The sequence below is a fragment of the Pseudomonas sp. 5.2 genome (assembly GCF_059025405.1).
The window spans coordinates 154,084-167,936 of record NZ_JBYBHH010000005.1 but is presented as its reverse complement, the minus strand read 5'-3'; the positions used below and the strand labels follow the sequence as shown (position 1 = coordinate 167,936).

The window sequence follows — 13,853 nt, the reverse complement described above, 5'->3', positions numbered from 1 at the left end:
CCTGTTCAGCGCATCATGACACAACCAGCAAGTGGACACGCAAGTGAAGCTTTTCATGCTAAGGCTGGTCAGTGTCCGACTTGCCGCCTTCGTTACTTTGCACCTGCAAGACTGAGCCTTTATCGTCCGTTGCCAACAAGGCACTTTGTGCATTGTCAGTGTGCAGTTCTGCATACGCGATGTTTGCTACACCCCGAAAGATACCGCGGCTTTCTTCACCTGTTTTCACTGTGCTCAGGTTATCGCTCTGGTAGAAAAAAAACGTGCGAGTGGGTGGCATGTGGAGCGCTCCTTGTGGTGCTTCAAGATAATGTGTATCCGCACGGCCACTCTCTACCCGCTTCACGGCTTTGGCTACTAGCAGAATTAACAGGTGCCCGCTTTAGTGAAGCTTCAATAGAATGTTCACTCATAAGCAAAATGCACCACGACCTTGGTTTATTGGAACCAAATTGCAACGCCGGGTAGAATGCCCCGTATCCCTAATGGTCAATTGCAAATGCCTACATTTCGTATCTTTGTTTGCACCTTGTTGACTGCCAGCCTTGCCGGTTGCGCAACTCCGGGTAACCCCACAGCCAGTAAGCTGACCTCCAAAACCCCTGCACAATATGCCGCCTGTGTAATGCCCAAGTGGCAAGCACTGGCGCCCCTCGCCAACCAGAAATCGATCGCCCACGGTTATCGATTGACCGCGCCAAGCGCAGTGGCCTCCGACGATGTCCTCGAGGTGGTTGAGTCGCGCGACGGCAGCCGCGCCACGTTCTACAAAGGCAGCTTCCTTTCGGGCGACAAACTGCGCCAGGCTGCAAGAGAGTGCCTGGAATGAGCTCAGTAACCTGAGCCGCCCATACCGCCCATGTTGGTAGCTGGCTGCCAGTCAGTTAAGCGTCATCGGCGGTGAATGGGGCCGCGCAGCGGCCCCCTTGGCCGAAACTGACCGGCATTAATCGGGGCAGGGTCATGAGGTGAGGCCGCAAGTACTTCACACGTCATTTGAGCGCACCGGCTTCGGCGACTTCCCTTCATCGTGCTTCGAGTTTTGTGTTCATCCGCTGGCATTGCACTTCTGCATCGGTCCTGTTCGGGTAACTGGGTTTGAGCCGCTCCTTCGCCAGGTTGTCGTAAATGTCGAACCCGCCGCATACGGTGGCTGCGTAGTACCGGCTACCGACGCGGAAAGACTCCTTTTCGATGGGTACCGCCGGAACGATAACGAATCTTGGTTGCATGTTTCGTGCCTCCCCAGGCAGAGACCTAAGTATTAGTCGGGCAGTTGGTAACCATCAAGCAGGCTCATGGGCAAGCGACGAATAGCCCGGTGCGTGACACCGCTTCCAGTACGCCCGTTCGTCGGTGCAATGGGGGCAAAGCGCCTGCCAGACCTGCAGGCGGGTGAACAACGACCGGGAGTACGGGTCTGTAGAAACACTGCGCTTATGTGGAGAAGGGCGCTGTCATTTACTTCCACTTTTGGACAGATTTAGACCCAGCAGTCGCTTTGTGTAAGGTTTTTGTAAAAGCGTCCGTTGTGCATACAAGGACCGGTATCGTGTTTTGTACTGTCCAGTCCAAAGTAGCAAACGATGAACACACTTCCGTCGCAGCCCAGTGCTGAACGCGGGGCGTTCTCCAGTTTCGAGGCGTGTCGCAATACCCAGCAAGGCCCCGTGGTGATTCTGGCCTCGGGTGCTTCAGCCAGGCATTTCCCGCTGGCTGATTTTGCCCATCTGCCCATCATTGCCATGAACGGTTCAGTCGCCATGACAGCAGAGCATGGCGTGAAACCGTTTTTCTACGTGTGCACCGACAAAAGCTTCGGCCTGCAGCAACCTGATCTGTTTGCCACCGCCCTGCGTGACAGCCAACGGCTCGCGCTGTGGCCAGAGCAATTCGAGGGTGCCGACATACCAGCTGCCAGCGAATGCTATGCCTTGCACAAGGCGCACACACCCGGCCTGCTCGACGGTGTGCGCGGGCACGGTGACAGTTGCGTCTGCAGCCGCGCACTGTGGAGCAAACGGGCACGGTCGATCGCCTTCAGCAAAGACTTGTCGCAGGGTTTTTTCGATGCCCGCACAGTCGCCTACGTGGCGCTGCAACTGGCTTATCACCTGGGGTTCGAAGAGGTGCTGCTGGTGGGGGTCGACCTTGACCAGACGGTGGGGCGCTTCTACGAGACCGAAGAAGGGCAACATTCACCGTGCGGCCTGGACCAGCATTGGGACAGCCGCATCCTGCCGTCACTGACATTGATGGCGCGGCAAGTGGTCAATGAGCATTTTCACGTCTACAACCTGTCGGCGGCGTCGCGCATCCCGGCCGAACTGATCCCCAAGGTCAACCTGTCAGAAGCCAGGCGGATTGCCGGCTGTGGGATTGGTTGAGCAAGAAAGCGGGTGCGTGTGGCCTTGCGCCTGCGTAGAGTGCGCTGACCATCTCGCACCCTGCAGGAGCCCCCAATGTCCAGCGCCTTCACCTTCATGCAATCCCCCGTTGGCACGCTGACGCTGGTCGCCCGCGGCGAACGGCTGGCAGCCGTGCTCTGGGAAGAGGAGCGGGAAAACCGCGTGCGGCTCGGTGAGCTCCACCGAGATGACCGGTGCCCAGTCCTGCTGGACACCGCCCGCCAGCTGGGCGAGTACTTTGCCGGCACGCGGCGACGCTTTGACCTGGCGTTGGATTTTGTCGGTACGCCGTTTCAGCGCGAGGTGTGGGCTGCATTGCTGACCATCCCTTTCGGTGAAACCCGCAGTTACGGCGACATTGCCCGGCAGATCGGCAACCCCAGCGCAGTCCGTGCAGTAGGCGCGGCCAATGGCCGTAACCCGATCTCCATCATTGCGCCGTGCCACCGGGTAATTGGTGCTTCAGGCAACCTCACCGGCTTTGCCGGAGGGCTTCAGGCGAAGCAATACCTGCTGGCGCTGGAAGGCAGAGAAAGCCTGGCATTGGCGCTCTGAGTCAGGCAAACCTAAAGGATCCAGCTGGCGACCAGGCAGGCCACCAGCGCCAGCGCTGATCCGGCCATCAAGGTGTACTGCCGGTGGGCCCGCCGTGCATGGGGCCGGACCTCTCGCAAGTATTCGCCAGGGGTGGGCGCACCCGGTCGATGGCGCAGGCCTTCGGCGATTTCGGCCAATTGACCCTGGATCAACAGCCCGACCAGGTAATGCGTGGATGCGTAGCTCGCCAGCGTCAACAACAGATACTTCACGCAGTCAGCACCCTCAGTGGCACAGCGGTCGCGCTGGAGTGGGTGGTATCCAGCAGAATCAGCCCTTCGCAGGTGTCATCCAGGCTGGCCAGCAGCCGACCCTGGCTATCCCAGGCCGCAGACCCACCTGCGCCGATGAACGTATCGGCAGGCCCCACGCAGTTGGCCAACAAGACGGTAAGGCCCAGCGTGCGAGCGACCTCCGGGTAATGCTCGTAGCCCTCACCAATGCCCTTGGCCGTTTTCGCCACACTGGCCAGGTACACCTGCGCGCCCTGTGCCCGGGCCTCTGCAGCATGTTCAATGAACATCGACTCGTAGCAGATGGCAGGCGCTACCCGGTGCTTGGCCACCTCGAGTACCAAGGGTTGATCGCCGGCGGCGAAGTAGGGCAGTTCATCGCCGTGCAGGCGCCGTTTGGCATACGCCTGGCGGGGCATGCCTGGGCTCAGGATCGGCATGCCGATGCGAATGCCGTCAGGCGTTGGCAAGGGCAGGCCCACGGCGACTGTGAGAGCATGCTGGTCGCACAGTGCCTGCAGTGGCTCCAGCCGTGGGGAGGATAACGGCAGGGCGAGCTGGCGGGCCAAGGTCGGCTCATAGCCGGTCAGTGACAGTTCAGGAAACACCACCAGCTCAGCACCCAGCGCCGCAGCCTGCTCGATGCAATACAGGTGACGCGCAAGGTTGCCCTGAATATCGCCTTTGAGCGACGCCAGTTGCACGGCGCAGATCTTCATCAACAGCTCCTTCCCTGGTACGAGTCAAGGGCCGAGCATACGCCTGGCCGCAACACCTGTACCAGTGAAGGGTTTTTCAGGAAGCCGAGTGCGGTGCGAAGCGCTGGCGGAACCAGTCGTTCAGCATGGCCTTTTCGGCATACAGGCGGTCGCTGCTGCTGGTCACGCGCCCTGGGCGGCTGAGGTACATCTTGTCGCTGACCCGTTCCTGCGCTTGCTGGGCAGGTTTGCCGGGCTGGCTGAGGGTGTAGCTGAGGTCGATGGTCGGCCAGGTGATTTCGCGCATGAAGCGCACATCGTAGGCATTGCTGTGCCAAGGCTCGAAGCGCCCGGCCAGGTCGATGTCACGGATGTCGATAACCAGCTGCTGGTCAGCTTGCAAGTAACGCTGGCCGAGCTTCTGCAGGTACTCGGTCAGGGCCTTCATGACATAGGCATCGGCACCCCGTTCGTAGCCGGCACTGTCGAGGCTGGCATCGCGAAATTTTTCGGGATGGTCGAATCGCACCTCGACCTGCGCAGCCGGAGCACCTTGTGCCATGCTGTTCAATGACAGCGCCACGAGCACGGCACACACGAGGGCGGTACGCATGATGCACCTCCAAGGTGAAAGACGTGTCCTTTTATTCTACGCCTGCCATGACAGCACCCGCAGAGGAAGTTTGTAATGAGTCGGTTTCGGCGGGTAGCCGCCAACCCCCTGGGTCGAGACCTGGCGGTGGGTGATATCCACGGGCACTTCGGGCGCCTTGTTCGGTGCCTGCAAGCGGTTGGGTTCAACCCCGCAGTGGACCGCCTGTTCAGCGTCGGTGACCTGGTCGACCGCGGTCCGCTCAGCCACGCGGCACTGGCGTGGCTGGACTTGCCCTGGTTTCATGCCGTGCAGGGGAACCATGAGGCGCTGGCGGTTAGCTACCTGCGCGGTGGCCGGTTCGACCTGGAGATGTACCACGCCGCCGGTGGTGGCTGGTTTCTTGAGCTGCCCAAGGCCGAGCAGCGGCGCTTTGTCGAACGCTTCGAGCAATTGCCGATCGGTATGGAAGTTGAAAGTGCAGCGGGCCTGATCGGTCTGTTGCATGCCGACAGCCCCTTCGCCGATTGGCCCGTGTTACGTAGCTGGTTGGAACTGGATGACGACCCCGAGGTACGCGAAGTCTGCCAATGGTCGCGGCGCCGGCTGAAGGAGGGCGACACCCGGCCTGTGCACGGCATCCGTGCCTTGTTGGTCGGGCATACACCGGTGCTGCAGGTCAAACAGCTGGGCAATGTCTGGCACCTGGACACCGGCGGCTGGGCCAGCGGCCATTTCAGCCTGCTCGACCTGGCGACCCTTGAGCTGGTCAGCCCCGCGCAAGGTGCACAAGCAACGCCCCGGCCAACACCATCAGCATGACCCCCGAAGCCCGCTCCAGCCAGGGCAAGGCGCGGGCGAAGCGCTGCAACACGCGCTGGTTGCCGATGGCCACGGCGACCAGCAGGTCCCAGAGCAGCACGATGCAGAACATCCAGCCCGCATACACCACCTTCCAGCCGACACTGCTGCTGGCGACCATGCTGGCGAGGCTGGCGTAGAACAGCGCGTTCTTGGGGTTGAGAATGCCCGACAAAAAGCCCATCGCCAGGCTGCGCCACCCACCTGGTACAGCGTCATTGCCGGCCACTGCGGCCAGGTTGGAATGCCCGGCGTAGCGCAAGAATTGTGTGCCGATGTACAAGAGGTAGGCCGCACCGGCCAGCTGCAAAGCCATGAACAACGTGCTGCCTTCACGCAAAATCGACAGGCCAGTAAAGGCCATGGCGATGAAGGCGCCATTGGCCAACGCGATACCCAGGCACGCGCCGCTGGCGGTGCGCCAACCGCCACTGATGGAGGTGCGAGCAACCAGGAAAAAGTCCGGGCCGGGTGACAGCAGGGCTAGGAAGTGGGCGAGGGCGACGATCAGGAACTGCTCCATGGGCGAGACGACTCCGGCAGGTAAAGCCGCAGTCTGGCGTCGAGCCTGGAGCCCGTATTGAAGATTATTGCGCGGGGCCTCAATGGCCTCGGTATTGCCCGGGCGTTACGCCCACGTGCGCCTTGAACACCCGCTGAAAGTGGCTTTGGTCGGCAAACCCAAGCTGGTAGGCGACCTCTGCCAGCGCCAGGCCCTGGTTCAACAGAAGCCGACCGCGATTGACCCTGGCGTTGAGCAGGTAGGCATGGGGCGTCAGTCCGGTCGCTGCGCGAAACGCCCGAATCAGTTGATAACGCCCCAATCCCGCTTCCTGGGCCAGCAACGTCAGGCTCAGTTGCGCAGGGTCCTCAGCCTCGATCCGTTCGACCAGGCCACTGAGCAGGGAGGCGCCCAGCGCCGGTGCCGCCTCCAGCGTCGGGTGCGCGCAGAAGTCCTGGTCCCCCATGAAGGCAATCAGCGCCGCCTCTTTCTCGCCGTAGCTCGCACTGGAGAACAACAAGGCATTCAGCGCGCAGAACTGGCCGTACAAGGCGGGCACATGGCTGATACGTGCTGGCTCACCCGCCTGCGCACCGCGCAGCCCAGACTCCAGGCGCAGCTGCGACAGCCAGTCGGCATCCACGTGCAGCATCTGGTAGCTCCAGGCCTGGCCAGGCGCCGGGTTGCACGCATGCACACGCTTTGCCGGGACCATCACCAAGGTGCCGGGGGTCAGGCGTTGCTGACCACCGCTTGCGCCGGTAAACAGGCTGAAGCCGGCATCCACTGCACCCATGGAAAAGGTCGGATGGCTATGCGCCTTGTAGCAGGCGCGGCTATGGCAGGCGCGGCGGCTTTCGACGAAGGGCAGGGCAGTATCGCGCCAGACGCGGGCTTGTGAGCGGGGCATGAAAAGGGTCCTCGACAGGAGCAAAAGCTTACCAGTAGCAGCGGACCCGTACAGTTTTTTCGGCTGGCTGTAACTTGACCCTGTGCGCGTCTGCGGTCGAAATAAGCGCTTGATGTCAGAGGACAATAATAATGGATCTTGCCAGTTTGCTGCTGTTCATCCCCGCGTGCTTCGCCCTCAACATGGCGCCCGGGCCCAACAACCTGCTGTCTTTGCACAATGCCAGCCGCTACGGCCTGCGCACGGCCTGCGTGGCCGGTGGCGGGCGCATTGTTGCTTTCAGCGGCATGATTGCGCTGGCGGCCATGGGCCTGGCGGTGGTGCTGCATACCAGTGAATACCTGTTCCTCGCCATCAAAGTGATCGGTGCCGCCTACCTGTTCTACATTGCCTGGCAGTTGTGGCGGGCCCCTGTTGGTGAAGCCGTGGTGGCGGGTGATCACCCGCGCGGCACCTGGCGCCTGGCGCGGCAAGAGTTCTGGGTGGCAGCGGGCAACCCGAAGGCGATCCTGATCTTCACGGCCTTCCTGCCGCAGTTCGTTTCGGTCGGTGGTGCTACCCCGGTCAGTGAGCAGTTCTTGTGGCTGGGGGTGCTGTTCCTGCTGCTGGAGTGGGCCGCCATCGCCATCTATGCGGGCCTTGGCGCCTATATGCAGCGCTGGTTCAGCCAGCCTGGGCCGCGTCGGATGTTCAACCGGGTCAGCGCCTCCTTGCTGGGCTGCGCTGGCCTCGGTCTGCTGGCAGCGCGCCGCTAGAACTGCCAGCGCACACCCAGGTTCACGCCGCTGGCTTCCTGCTGGCGGCTGTCCAGGTTGGCGCTGTACTGCACGCCGCCGTGCAGGCTAAGCGCTTCACTCACTTGCGCGACCACACCGCTTTCAAGTTGCACCGAGGTGTAGCGGTAGTCGGTCTTGATCGTGTCGAGGTCATCGAACGTCAGCGTGTCGCGGCCACCGTCGCCGTGCCACAAGTTGACCTGCGCATAGGGTTGCAGCAGGCGTCCACGGGTGCCCGTGAAGGTGCCTTCAAGGCGCGCACCCAAGCGCGCGGTCAGTTCAACCTGGGCGTCATGGCTGACGCGCGAGATGCTGTCACGGGCGGTGTCCAGCGAGACCTTCTGGGCGATCAACTGGGCTTGCGGCTCCACGGCCCAGCGTTGCGACAGGACGATGGGGTAGCCGGACTCCAGTGACGCTGTCCAGGCATGGCCCTTGATGTTCAGCTTGTCACCACGGTGCGAGCGCGCCCGGCCATCCAGGTCGGTGTACTGCAGTACGGCATCGAGGTACCCGCGCTGCGGCCCGACCAGTGTCCAGTAAGCGCCGACGCTGTCGCCATCGAGCTTCAGGTCACCGACGCTGCGGTCTTGTACGGCCAGGGCAAACCCTTTGACGTCGGCGTCCAGGCGACTGTGGCTGACATACACGCCGACCTGTTGGCGATAGCCGCTGTCATTGACCTTGGCATACACGTCCTGGCCGACCTTGAAGCCATACAGGTCGCCGTCCAGGCTGGGGCTGACCGTGCCTGTCCATTGCTGGCGCAGCGTGCCGCCGTAGGCCTGGCCCCAGCTGGCGGGGAGCCCGCCTTGGCCGGTAAGCAACTGCTGATCGCCCTGGCGCTGGTGAAAGGTACCCAAGGCTTGGCGGGCGATGATCGCGGCGCCTCTGGGGGCAGCGGCGTACACCGGGGCCTCGGGGCGGTACAGCGCCAAGGGCTTGCCCTGCACGGGCGCAGGCAGCTCAGCTTGCCCGGGCGCCGCCGCAACCACAGGCGGGGTCGCTGCCGGTTCGATCACGGGTGGCTCCCCCGGTTGCGGTGCAGGCGCCGCAGCGGGCGGGGCGACCACGTTAGAGCGCAGGTACCAGCTGTTTTCGCTGCCGGCCGTCACGCCACCCTTGAACAAGCGATAGTCGTAGGCACCGACCGAAAGCGTCTGGGTCTGTACGAAAGCGTCGTTCCGGCTGACAGCGCCTTCGCGGGCTTCGACCACTTGGATACCGTTTTGTGTGGTCAGCGCGCCTGCGCCACCCAGGTTATTGACCAGCAGGCCAGTGCTGCCAGCGATAACCCCGCGGCTGACGACCAGGCGGTCGGAGGCCGCGCCATCCCCGGCCAGCACGCTGTTCACGCGCAGGGTGCCGTTGTTGCCGGTGTAATCGCCTTGAATGCTCAGGCGCCCCTGGGCATCGTTGCCCCGTGACAGGTCTATCGTGCCGGCGTTTTCGACCGACACCTTGTTCCCGTTCTGGATACTCACGATGCTGCCTTGGCGTGCGATCAGCGCGCTGCTCGCATCGATTTTGAAGCTGCCTGTACCGGTCGCGGGGAGGGTGTCGGTGCCTAGGTCGCCCAAGGTGAGGGTATCGTCAAGGGTGAATCGGCTGGCATTGGTCAACGCCACGGATTCCCAGTTGGTGTACAACGCCCCGCGCGTCACCTGGCTGCGGTTGAACACCAGGGTGTCATTGCCAGCGCCACCGTCGACGCTGATGTTCAAGGCCTTGGCATTGAGGCTGTCGATTGTCGCTGAGTCATCGCCAATACCCATATCGACCCGGCCGCCGATGCTGCCGCCGGACCACGTGAAGGTGTCGTTGCCGGCGCTGGCGAGTACATTGCCCTTTAGCGAACCACCACTGATGGTAATGCGGTCCTGGCCGCCACTGGTGCTGATATTGCCGCCAATCGAGCCCCCGCGCAGCAGGATGGTGTCGTTGCCAAAGCCGCTTACCAGGTTGCCGTCAATCTGCGTTGTAACGGCGGTGTCCTGGGACATTTCGAAGTAGTTATCAGCGAGCTTCAAGTCGACTCGGCCTATCTGGCCGCCCGAAAAGATTGCATGATCGCCATCCTCGAACGCACCGATAATGCGCCCGCCCGACATTGTGAAATTATCGAACCCTTGGCCCTGGTTCAGCGACTGGACCGTGCCCCCGCTCATGGTGAAGGTATCGACCTGTTGGGTTTGCGAGATCGCCCCCAGGCTGTCGCCCGGCAAGACGGTCAGTGAATCAGGGTAGCCAAGCGTCGGCAGTACGAGCAGTGGCAACGCGGCAGGGGCAAGCAGGCGGTGATAACGCATCGGCAGGTCTCCGGAGCCTCAGAAGGGGACCACTACCTGACGCGGCGCTTAGGCGCACCACCTCGGTCCTGCCTGAGTTGTAGGGAAAGGCCTGACGTTGAACAACTGGCAATAATGCTAGGTGGCCTGTTGCCACCCTGACGCTGTCAGTCGCGGTAGAAGGTTTGCACCAGGTGGTAGCCGAACTTGCTCTTGATCGGTCCATGCACCACACGCAGCGGCTTTTTGAAGATGACCTGGTCGATGGCGCCGACCATCTGGCCGGGCCGTACCTCACCCAGATCACCGCCGCGCTTGCCCGACGGGCAGGTGGAAAACTTTTTCGCCAGCACGTCGAAGGCCTCGCCATTGGCGATGCGCTGCTTGAGCTTTTCGGCTTCGTCAGCGGTCTTGACCAGGATGTGGCGGGCTTGAGCTTTCATGGGACACCTGTGCTTCGGGGTAAAAAAAGGGCGCCATTATGCCTCATTGTGCAGCGCGTTGTGGTCGCGAAACTGCTCCAGCGCCTCCGGGTTGGCCAGGGCGTCGGTGTTTTTCACCGGCAGGCCATGGACCACATCACGCACCGCCAGCTCCACCAGCTTGCCGCTGATGGTGCGCGGGATGTCGCTGACCTGGGCAATCACCGCAGGCACATGGCGCGGCGTGGTGTACTGGCGTATCACCTGGCGAATGCGTTGGCGCAAGGCGTCATCCAGCTGCAGGCCGTCGCGCAGGCGCACGAACAGCACCACCCGTACATCGCCTTGCCAGTCCTGGCCGATGGCGACGCTTTCCAGCACCTCTTCGACTTTCTCCACCTGGCGGTAGATCTCTGCCGTGCCAATGCGCACCCCGCCAGGGTTGAGCACGGCATCGGAGCGGCCGTGGATGATCAGGCCGCCGCTGGCACGCTGCTCGGCGTAGTCGCCCTGGGCCCAGACCCCCGGAAACTGGCTGAAGTAGGCCGCGTGGTAGCGGCTGCCATCGGGGTCGTGCCAGAAGCCTAGCGGCATGGACGGAAACGGCTGCAGGCACACCAGTTCACCTTTTTCGTCATACACGCTCTGGCCTTGCGCGTTCCAGACCTCCACCGCCATGCCCAGCCCCTTGCACTGGATTTCGCCGCGATGCACCGGCAGCGTCGGGTTGCCCAGCACGAAGCAGGCAACGATGTCGGTGCCACCGGACATGGAGGCCAGGCATACATCGGCCTTGATCTTGCGGTAAACGTAATCGTAACTGTGCGGCGACAGTGGCGAGCCGGTCGACAGCAGCAGGCGCAAGCTGGTCAGGCGGTGCGTGGCGGCAGGCTCAAGGCTTTCCTGTTCGAGTGCAGCCAGGTACTTGGCGCTGGTGCCGAAGGCATGGATGCCCTCGGCATCGATCAAGTCCAGCAGCCGCGCTGGCCCGGGGTGGAAGGGCGAGCCGTCATACAGCACCAGTGTGGCACCTACAGCCAGGCCGCTGGCCAGCCAGTTCCACATCATCCAGCCGCAGGTGGTGTAGTAGAACAGCACATCATCGGCCTTGAGGTCATTGTGCAGGCCGTGTTCCTTGAGGTGCTGCAGCAGCACCCCACCGGCGCGGTGGACGATGCACTTGGGTACGCCGGTGGTGCCGCTGGAGTAGAGGATGCACAGCGGATGATCGAACGGCAGCGGGGTGAATCGAGGCATGCCCCCGGGCTGGAAAAAGCCCTCCCACAGGTCGACACGGGACGCGTGGAATTCGTCGGCGCGGGTCCCGCTGCGGGTATGGGGTACCACGATCAGTTGCTCAAGGCCTGGTAATTGGGCACAGACCTGGTTGACCTTGTCGACCTGTTCGATGACCTTGCCGGCATAGTGGTAACCGGCGCAGACGATCAGCAATTTGGGGCTGATCTGGCCGAATCGGTCGATGATGCCGTGCACGCCGAACTCGGGTGAAGCGCTGGACCAGATTGCGCCGAGGCTGGTGCAGGCCAGCATGGCTACCAGGGTTTCCCAGGTGTTGGGCATGATGGCAGCGATGCGGTCGCCCGGCTTCACACCGGAGGCCTCGAATGCCCGTTGCAGCCCCGCGACCTCGGCGGCCAACTGCGCATGGCTCAGCACTCGGCGCTGGCCGTCTTCGCGTACGGCGATCAATGCCGGGCGGTCGTCGCGCCGGCGCAGCAGGTGTTCGGCGTAGTTCAGGGTGGCGCCGCTGAACCACTGGGCATCGGGCATTTGCGGGCCTTCGCGCAGCACGTGGCTCGGTGGTTGGTGCCAGTTAACGTGAAAGTACTCGGCAAGGCTCTGCCAGAAGGCTGAGCGCTGCTCGATGCTCCAGCGGTGCAGTGCCTGGTAGTCGTTTAATTCGAGGTTGTAGCGCAGGTTGACCCAGCGGCGAAACGCAACCATCCGGCTGGCCTCGATCTGCGCTGTGGAGGGGCTCCAGAGTACGTCGTTCATGGCGAACCTCCAGTTGTTGCGGGAGGGGGGGAGGAGCAGCCTTGCGCTGCGAAGAGGGCAGTGAAAACACAGTAAATTTTCGCTGCTATTACTGGCCTCTTCGCAGCGCAAGGCTGCTCCTACCTGTCAGTGTGATGCGAGCTTCTTATTCCACTTTAGCCTTCTGCACGTCTTGCGAGGCCGACCACACGCGGTAGCGCACCTCGACGTCCTTGGGCACATACACCACCACTGGCAACTTGCTGTTGTAGCGCAGCATGAAGCCTTCGCCGACCACCGGCACGAACGCATCGGTCTTCTTGCCATCCGGGCAGGCCATCAGGGTGCTGGCAGGGCCGCCGACCTTGTCCAGGCGGTAGTAGCTGTAGCCCCAGCCTTCGAGTGTGCGTTCTTCGAGGCTGCCCGCCAGGCGTTGGCGGTTGCAGTCGACCTTGAGCGTCTTGCCCGCGAGAATTTCCAGTTTATAGGCCGACTCGTCGGCCTGGGCCGGCAGGTGGATGACCTGCCGGGTGAAGCCTTTTTCCGCCTCGGGATAGGGCGCGACATCCTTCAAGCTGGCAGCCATCGCCGGGGCGGCGGCAGCCAGGGTCAAGGTCAGGATCGCGGACAGTGGGAGTGGGCGCATGTTGGCCTCCTTGCAGTTGAAAAGGGTGCAAGACCATTGCCAGGTCGTGGCCGGCCCTCACTGGGCCAGCCAGCCACCGTCGACATTCCAGGCGGCACCACGGACCTGGCTTGCGGCCTCGCTGCACAGAAATAGTACCAGCTCGCCCAGGTGCTCGGGGGTGACGAAGGCCAACGAAGGCTGCTTCTCGGCCAACAGGTCGTGTTGTGCCTGCTGCGGGTCTACACCCTTGGCGGCGCGGTCGTCGATCTGCTTTTGCACCAGCGGGGTCAGCACCCAGCCCGGGCAGATGGCATTGCAAGTGACATTGCTGGCGGCCGTTTCCAGGCCCACGACTTTGGTCAGGCCCACCACGCCATGCTTGGCCGCCACGTAGGCGGCCTTGCCGGTCGAACCGACCAGCCCGTGCACCGATGCGATGTTGATGATCCGCCCCCAGTTGCGTGCGCGCATGCCGGGCAGGGCCAGGCGGCTGCCATGGAACACCGCCGACAGGTTGAGGGCGATGATCTTGTCCCAGCTCTCCACGGGAAATTGCTCGACCGGCGCCACGTGCTGGATACCGGCGTTGTTGACCAGAATGTCGACGCCGCCGAATTCATGCTCGGCCACAGCGAACAGGGCCTCTATTTGCGCTACATCCGACAGGTCGGCGGGGTGGTGGATAACCTTCACGCCGTGGCTGGTAATGCTGGCGATGGCCGGCGCCGGGTCGCCAAAACCGTTGAGCAGGATGTTGGCCCCGGCACGGGCCAGCACCTGGGCGATGCCAAGGCCGATACCGCTGGTGGAACCGGTGACGAGTGCAGTCTTGCCTTTGAGGGTCATGCGAATGCTCCCAGTGCAGGTTGTGGGTCTCTTTGTAGGAACAGCCTTGCGCTGCGAAGAGGCCGGTGAAAGCAGCTAAGATTTACAGGGTTTTCAC

The 13,853-nt window shown here is 62.6% G+C and carries 17 protein-coding genes; 5 read left to right on the top strand and 12 right to left on the bottom strand.

The features are described 5' to 3' along the window. Positions 1 to 58: 58 nt before the first annotated feature. The gene (locus AC5PZ0_RS10005; protein ID WP_099429484.1) at positions 59 to 280 is read right to left on the bottom strand and encodes a hypothetical protein; all 222 of its coding nucleotides are present in this window, start codon (positions 278 to 280) and stop codon (positions 59 to 61) included. Positions 281 to 469: 189 nt separating this feature from the next. Between AC5PZ0_RS10005 and AC5PZ0_RS10000 the strand changes: the two genes are divergently transcribed. Then, a complete protein-coding gene (locus AC5PZ0_RS10000; RefSeq protein WP_099429483.1) occupies positions 470 to 829 on the top strand; it encodes a hypothetical protein in 360 nt (119 codons plus the stop codon). A gap of 196 nt (positions 830 to 1,025) precedes the next feature. On the opposite strand, the gene AC5PZ0_RS09995 is transcribed toward AC5PZ0_RS10000, so the two are convergent. Beyond that, positions 1,026 to 1,232: a hypothetical protein gene (locus tag AC5PZ0_RS09995; RefSeq protein WP_027594850.1), complete on the bottom strand. Its 207-nt coding sequence runs from the start codon at positions 1,230 to 1,232 to the stop codon at positions 1,026 to 1,028. A gap of 354 nt (positions 1,233 to 1,586) precedes the next feature. Between AC5PZ0_RS09995 and AC5PZ0_RS09990 the strand changes: the two genes are divergently transcribed. Both AC5PZ0_RS09990 and AC5PZ0_RS09985 read left to right on the top strand, forming a co-directional pair. Further along, entirely contained in the window at positions 1,587 to 2,387 is an 801-nt protein-coding gene (locus AC5PZ0_RS09990; protein WP_099429482.1) for a WaaZ-like lipopolysaccharide core biosynthesis protein, read from the top strand. A 75-nt stretch (positions 2,388 to 2,462) separates the two neighbouring features. Beyond that, on the top strand, positions 2,463 to 2,963 hold the full coding sequence (locus tag AC5PZ0_RS09985; RefSeq protein ID WP_099429481.1) for a methylated-DNA--[protein]-cysteine S-methyltransferase: 501 nt from the start codon (positions 2,463 to 2,465) through the stop codon (positions 2,961 to 2,963). Positions 2,964 to 2,974: 11 nt separating this feature from the next. On the opposite strand, the gene AC5PZ0_RS09980 is transcribed toward AC5PZ0_RS09985, so the two are convergent. The 3 genes from AC5PZ0_RS09980 to AC5PZ0_RS09970 form a co-directional block, all read right to left on the bottom strand. Further along, entirely contained in the window at positions 2,975 to 3,217 is a 243-nt protein-coding gene (locus tag AC5PZ0_RS09980) for a hypothetical protein (RefSeq protein ID WP_027594853.1), read from the bottom strand. Continuing rightward, on the bottom strand, positions 3,214 to 3,957 hold the full coding sequence (locus AC5PZ0_RS09975; protein WP_027594854.1) for a carbon-nitrogen hydrolase family protein: 744 nt from the start codon (positions 3,955 to 3,957) through the stop codon (positions 3,214 to 3,216). Before AC5PZ0_RS09975 ends, AC5PZ0_RS09980 begins: the two co-directional genes overlap by 4 nt. 76 nt (positions 3,958 to 4,033) lie before the next feature. Continuing rightward, a complete protein-coding gene (locus AC5PZ0_RS09970; RefSeq protein ID WP_027594855.1) occupies positions 4,034 to 4,549 on the bottom strand; it encodes a DUF3016 domain-containing protein in 516 nt (171 codons plus the stop codon). A gap of 75 nt (positions 4,550 to 4,624) precedes the next feature. On the opposite strand from AC5PZ0_RS09970, the gene AC5PZ0_RS09965 reads away from it, so the two are divergent. Further along, positions 4,625 to 5,350: a metallophosphoesterase gene (locus AC5PZ0_RS09965; protein ID WP_493854824.1), complete on the top strand. Its 726-nt coding sequence runs from the start codon at positions 4,625 to 4,627 to the stop codon at positions 5,348 to 5,350. Here the strand turns inward: AC5PZ0_RS09965 and AC5PZ0_RS09960 are convergent. Both AC5PZ0_RS09960 and AC5PZ0_RS09955 read right to left on the bottom strand, forming a co-directional pair. Continuing rightward, positions 5,298 to 5,912, bottom strand: coding sequence for a LysE family translocator (locus tag AC5PZ0_RS09960; protein WP_274883802.1), 615 nt, complete (start codon positions 5,910 to 5,912; stop codon positions 5,298 to 5,300). The genes AC5PZ0_RS09965 and AC5PZ0_RS09960 overlap by 53 nt on opposite strands. Positions 5,913 to 5,991: 79 nt before the next feature. Further along, positions 5,992 to 6,801, bottom strand: coding sequence for a helix-turn-helix transcriptional regulator (locus AC5PZ0_RS09955; RefSeq protein ID WP_493854823.1), 810 nt, complete (start codon positions 6,799 to 6,801; stop codon positions 5,992 to 5,994). Positions 6,802 to 6,932: 131 nt separating this feature from the next. On the opposite strand from AC5PZ0_RS09955, the gene AC5PZ0_RS09950 reads away from it, so the two are divergent. Next, complete coding sequence (locus tag AC5PZ0_RS09950; RefSeq protein WP_027594859.1) at positions 6,933 to 7,556, top strand: LysE family translocator; 624 nt, start codon at positions 6,933 to 6,935, stop codon at positions 7,554 to 7,556. Here AC5PZ0_RS09950 and AC5PZ0_RS09945 read toward each other — a convergent pair. From AC5PZ0_RS09945 to hbdH, 5 genes are all read right to left on the bottom strand, one after another. Next, on the bottom strand, positions 7,553 to 9,886 hold the full coding sequence (locus AC5PZ0_RS09945) for an autotransporter family protein (RefSeq protein ID WP_493854822.1): 2,334 nt from the start codon (positions 9,884 to 9,886) through the stop codon (positions 7,553 to 7,555). The genes AC5PZ0_RS09950 and AC5PZ0_RS09945 overlap by 4 nt on opposite strands. 146 nt (positions 9,887 to 10,032) lie before the next feature. Then, positions 10,033 to 10,308: a peptidylprolyl isomerase gene (locus AC5PZ0_RS09940; protein WP_009686637.1), complete on the bottom strand. Its 276-nt coding sequence runs from the start codon at positions 10,306 to 10,308 to the stop codon at positions 10,033 to 10,035. A 36-nt stretch (positions 10,309 to 10,344) separates the two neighbouring features. Next, positions 10,345 to 12,303: an acetoacetate--CoA ligase gene (locus AC5PZ0_RS09935; RefSeq protein ID WP_493854821.1), complete on the bottom strand. Its 1,959-nt coding sequence runs from the start codon at positions 12,301 to 12,303 to the stop codon at positions 10,345 to 10,347. Positions 12,304 to 12,448: 145 nt separating this feature from the next. After that, the gene (gene eco / locus AC5PZ0_RS09930) at positions 12,449 to 12,928 is read right to left on the bottom strand and encodes a serine protease inhibitor ecotin (RefSeq protein ID WP_027594862.1); all 480 of its coding nucleotides are present in this window, start codon (positions 12,926 to 12,928) and stop codon (positions 12,449 to 12,451) included. Between the two features lie 57 nt (positions 12,929 to 12,985). Further along, positions 12,986 to 13,756, bottom strand: coding sequence for a 3-hydroxybutyrate dehydrogenase (hbdH, locus tag AC5PZ0_RS09925; protein WP_454243641.1), 771 nt, complete (start codon positions 13,754 to 13,756; stop codon positions 12,986 to 12,988). Between the last annotated feature and the right edge of the window lie 97 nt (positions 13,757 to 13,853).

Bases quoted from the DNA above. Each gene is read 5' to 3' on its own strand.
- AC5PZ0_RS09990 (WP_099429482.1), top strand. From the start codon at position 1,587: ATGAACACACTTCCGTCGCAGCCCAGTGCTGAACGCGGGGCGTTCTCC.
- AC5PZ0_RS09970 (WP_027594855.1), bottom strand. From the start codon at position 4,549: ATGCGTACCGCCCTCGTGTGTGCCGTGCTCGTGGCGCTGTCATTGAAC.
- hbdH (WP_454243641.1), bottom strand. From the start codon at position 13,756: ATGACCCTCAAAGGCAAGACTGCACTCGTCACCGGTTCCACCAGCGGT.
- AC5PZ0_RS09955 (WP_493854823.1), bottom strand. From the start codon at position 6,801: ATGCCCCGCTCACAAGCCCGCGTCTGGCGCGATACTGCCCTGCCCTTC.
- AC5PZ0_RS09945 (WP_493854822.1), bottom strand. From the start codon at position 9,886: ATGCGTTATCACCGCCTGCTTGCCCCTGCCGCGTTGCCACTGCTCGTA.
- AC5PZ0_RS09985 (WP_099429481.1), top strand. From the start codon at position 2,463: ATGTCCAGCGCCTTCACCTTCATGCAATCCCCCGTTGGCACGCTGACG.
- AC5PZ0_RS09975 (WP_027594854.1), bottom strand. From the start codon at position 3,957: ATGAAGATCTGCGCCGTGCAACTGGCGTCGCTCAAAGGCGATATTCAG.
- AC5PZ0_RS09935 (WP_493854821.1), bottom strand. From the start codon at position 12,303: ATGAACGACGTACTCTGGAGCCCCTCCACAGCGCAGATCGAGGCCAGC.
- AC5PZ0_RS09940 (WP_009686637.1), bottom strand. From the start codon at position 10,308: ATGAAAGCTCAAGCCCGCCACATCCTGGTCAAGACCGCTGACGAAGCC.
- AC5PZ0_RS09965 (WP_493854824.1), top strand. From the start codon at position 4,625: ATGAGTCGGTTTCGGCGGGTAGCCGCCAACCCCCTGGGTCGAGACCTG.
- AC5PZ0_RS09950 (WP_027594859.1), top strand. From the start codon at position 6,933: ATGGATCTTGCCAGTTTGCTGCTGTTCATCCCCGCGTGCTTCGCCCTC.
- AC5PZ0_RS09960 (WP_274883802.1), bottom strand. From the start codon at position 5,912: ATGGAGCAGTTCCTGATCGTCGCCCTCGCCCACTTCCTAGCCCTGCTG.
- AC5PZ0_RS10000 (WP_099429483.1), top strand. From the start codon at position 470: ATGCCCCGTATCCCTAATGGTCAATTGCAAATGCCTACATTTCGTATC.
- AC5PZ0_RS10005 (WP_099429484.1), bottom strand. From the start codon at position 280: ATGCCACCCACTCGCACGTTTTTTTTCTACCAGAGCGATAACCTGAGC.
- eco (WP_027594862.1), bottom strand. From the start codon at position 12,928: ATGCGCCCACTCCCACTGTCCGCGATCCTGACCTTGACCCTGGCTGCC.
- AC5PZ0_RS09995 (WP_027594850.1), bottom strand. From the start codon at position 1,232: ATGCAACCAAGATTCGTTATCGTTCCGGCGGTACCCATCGAAAAGGAG.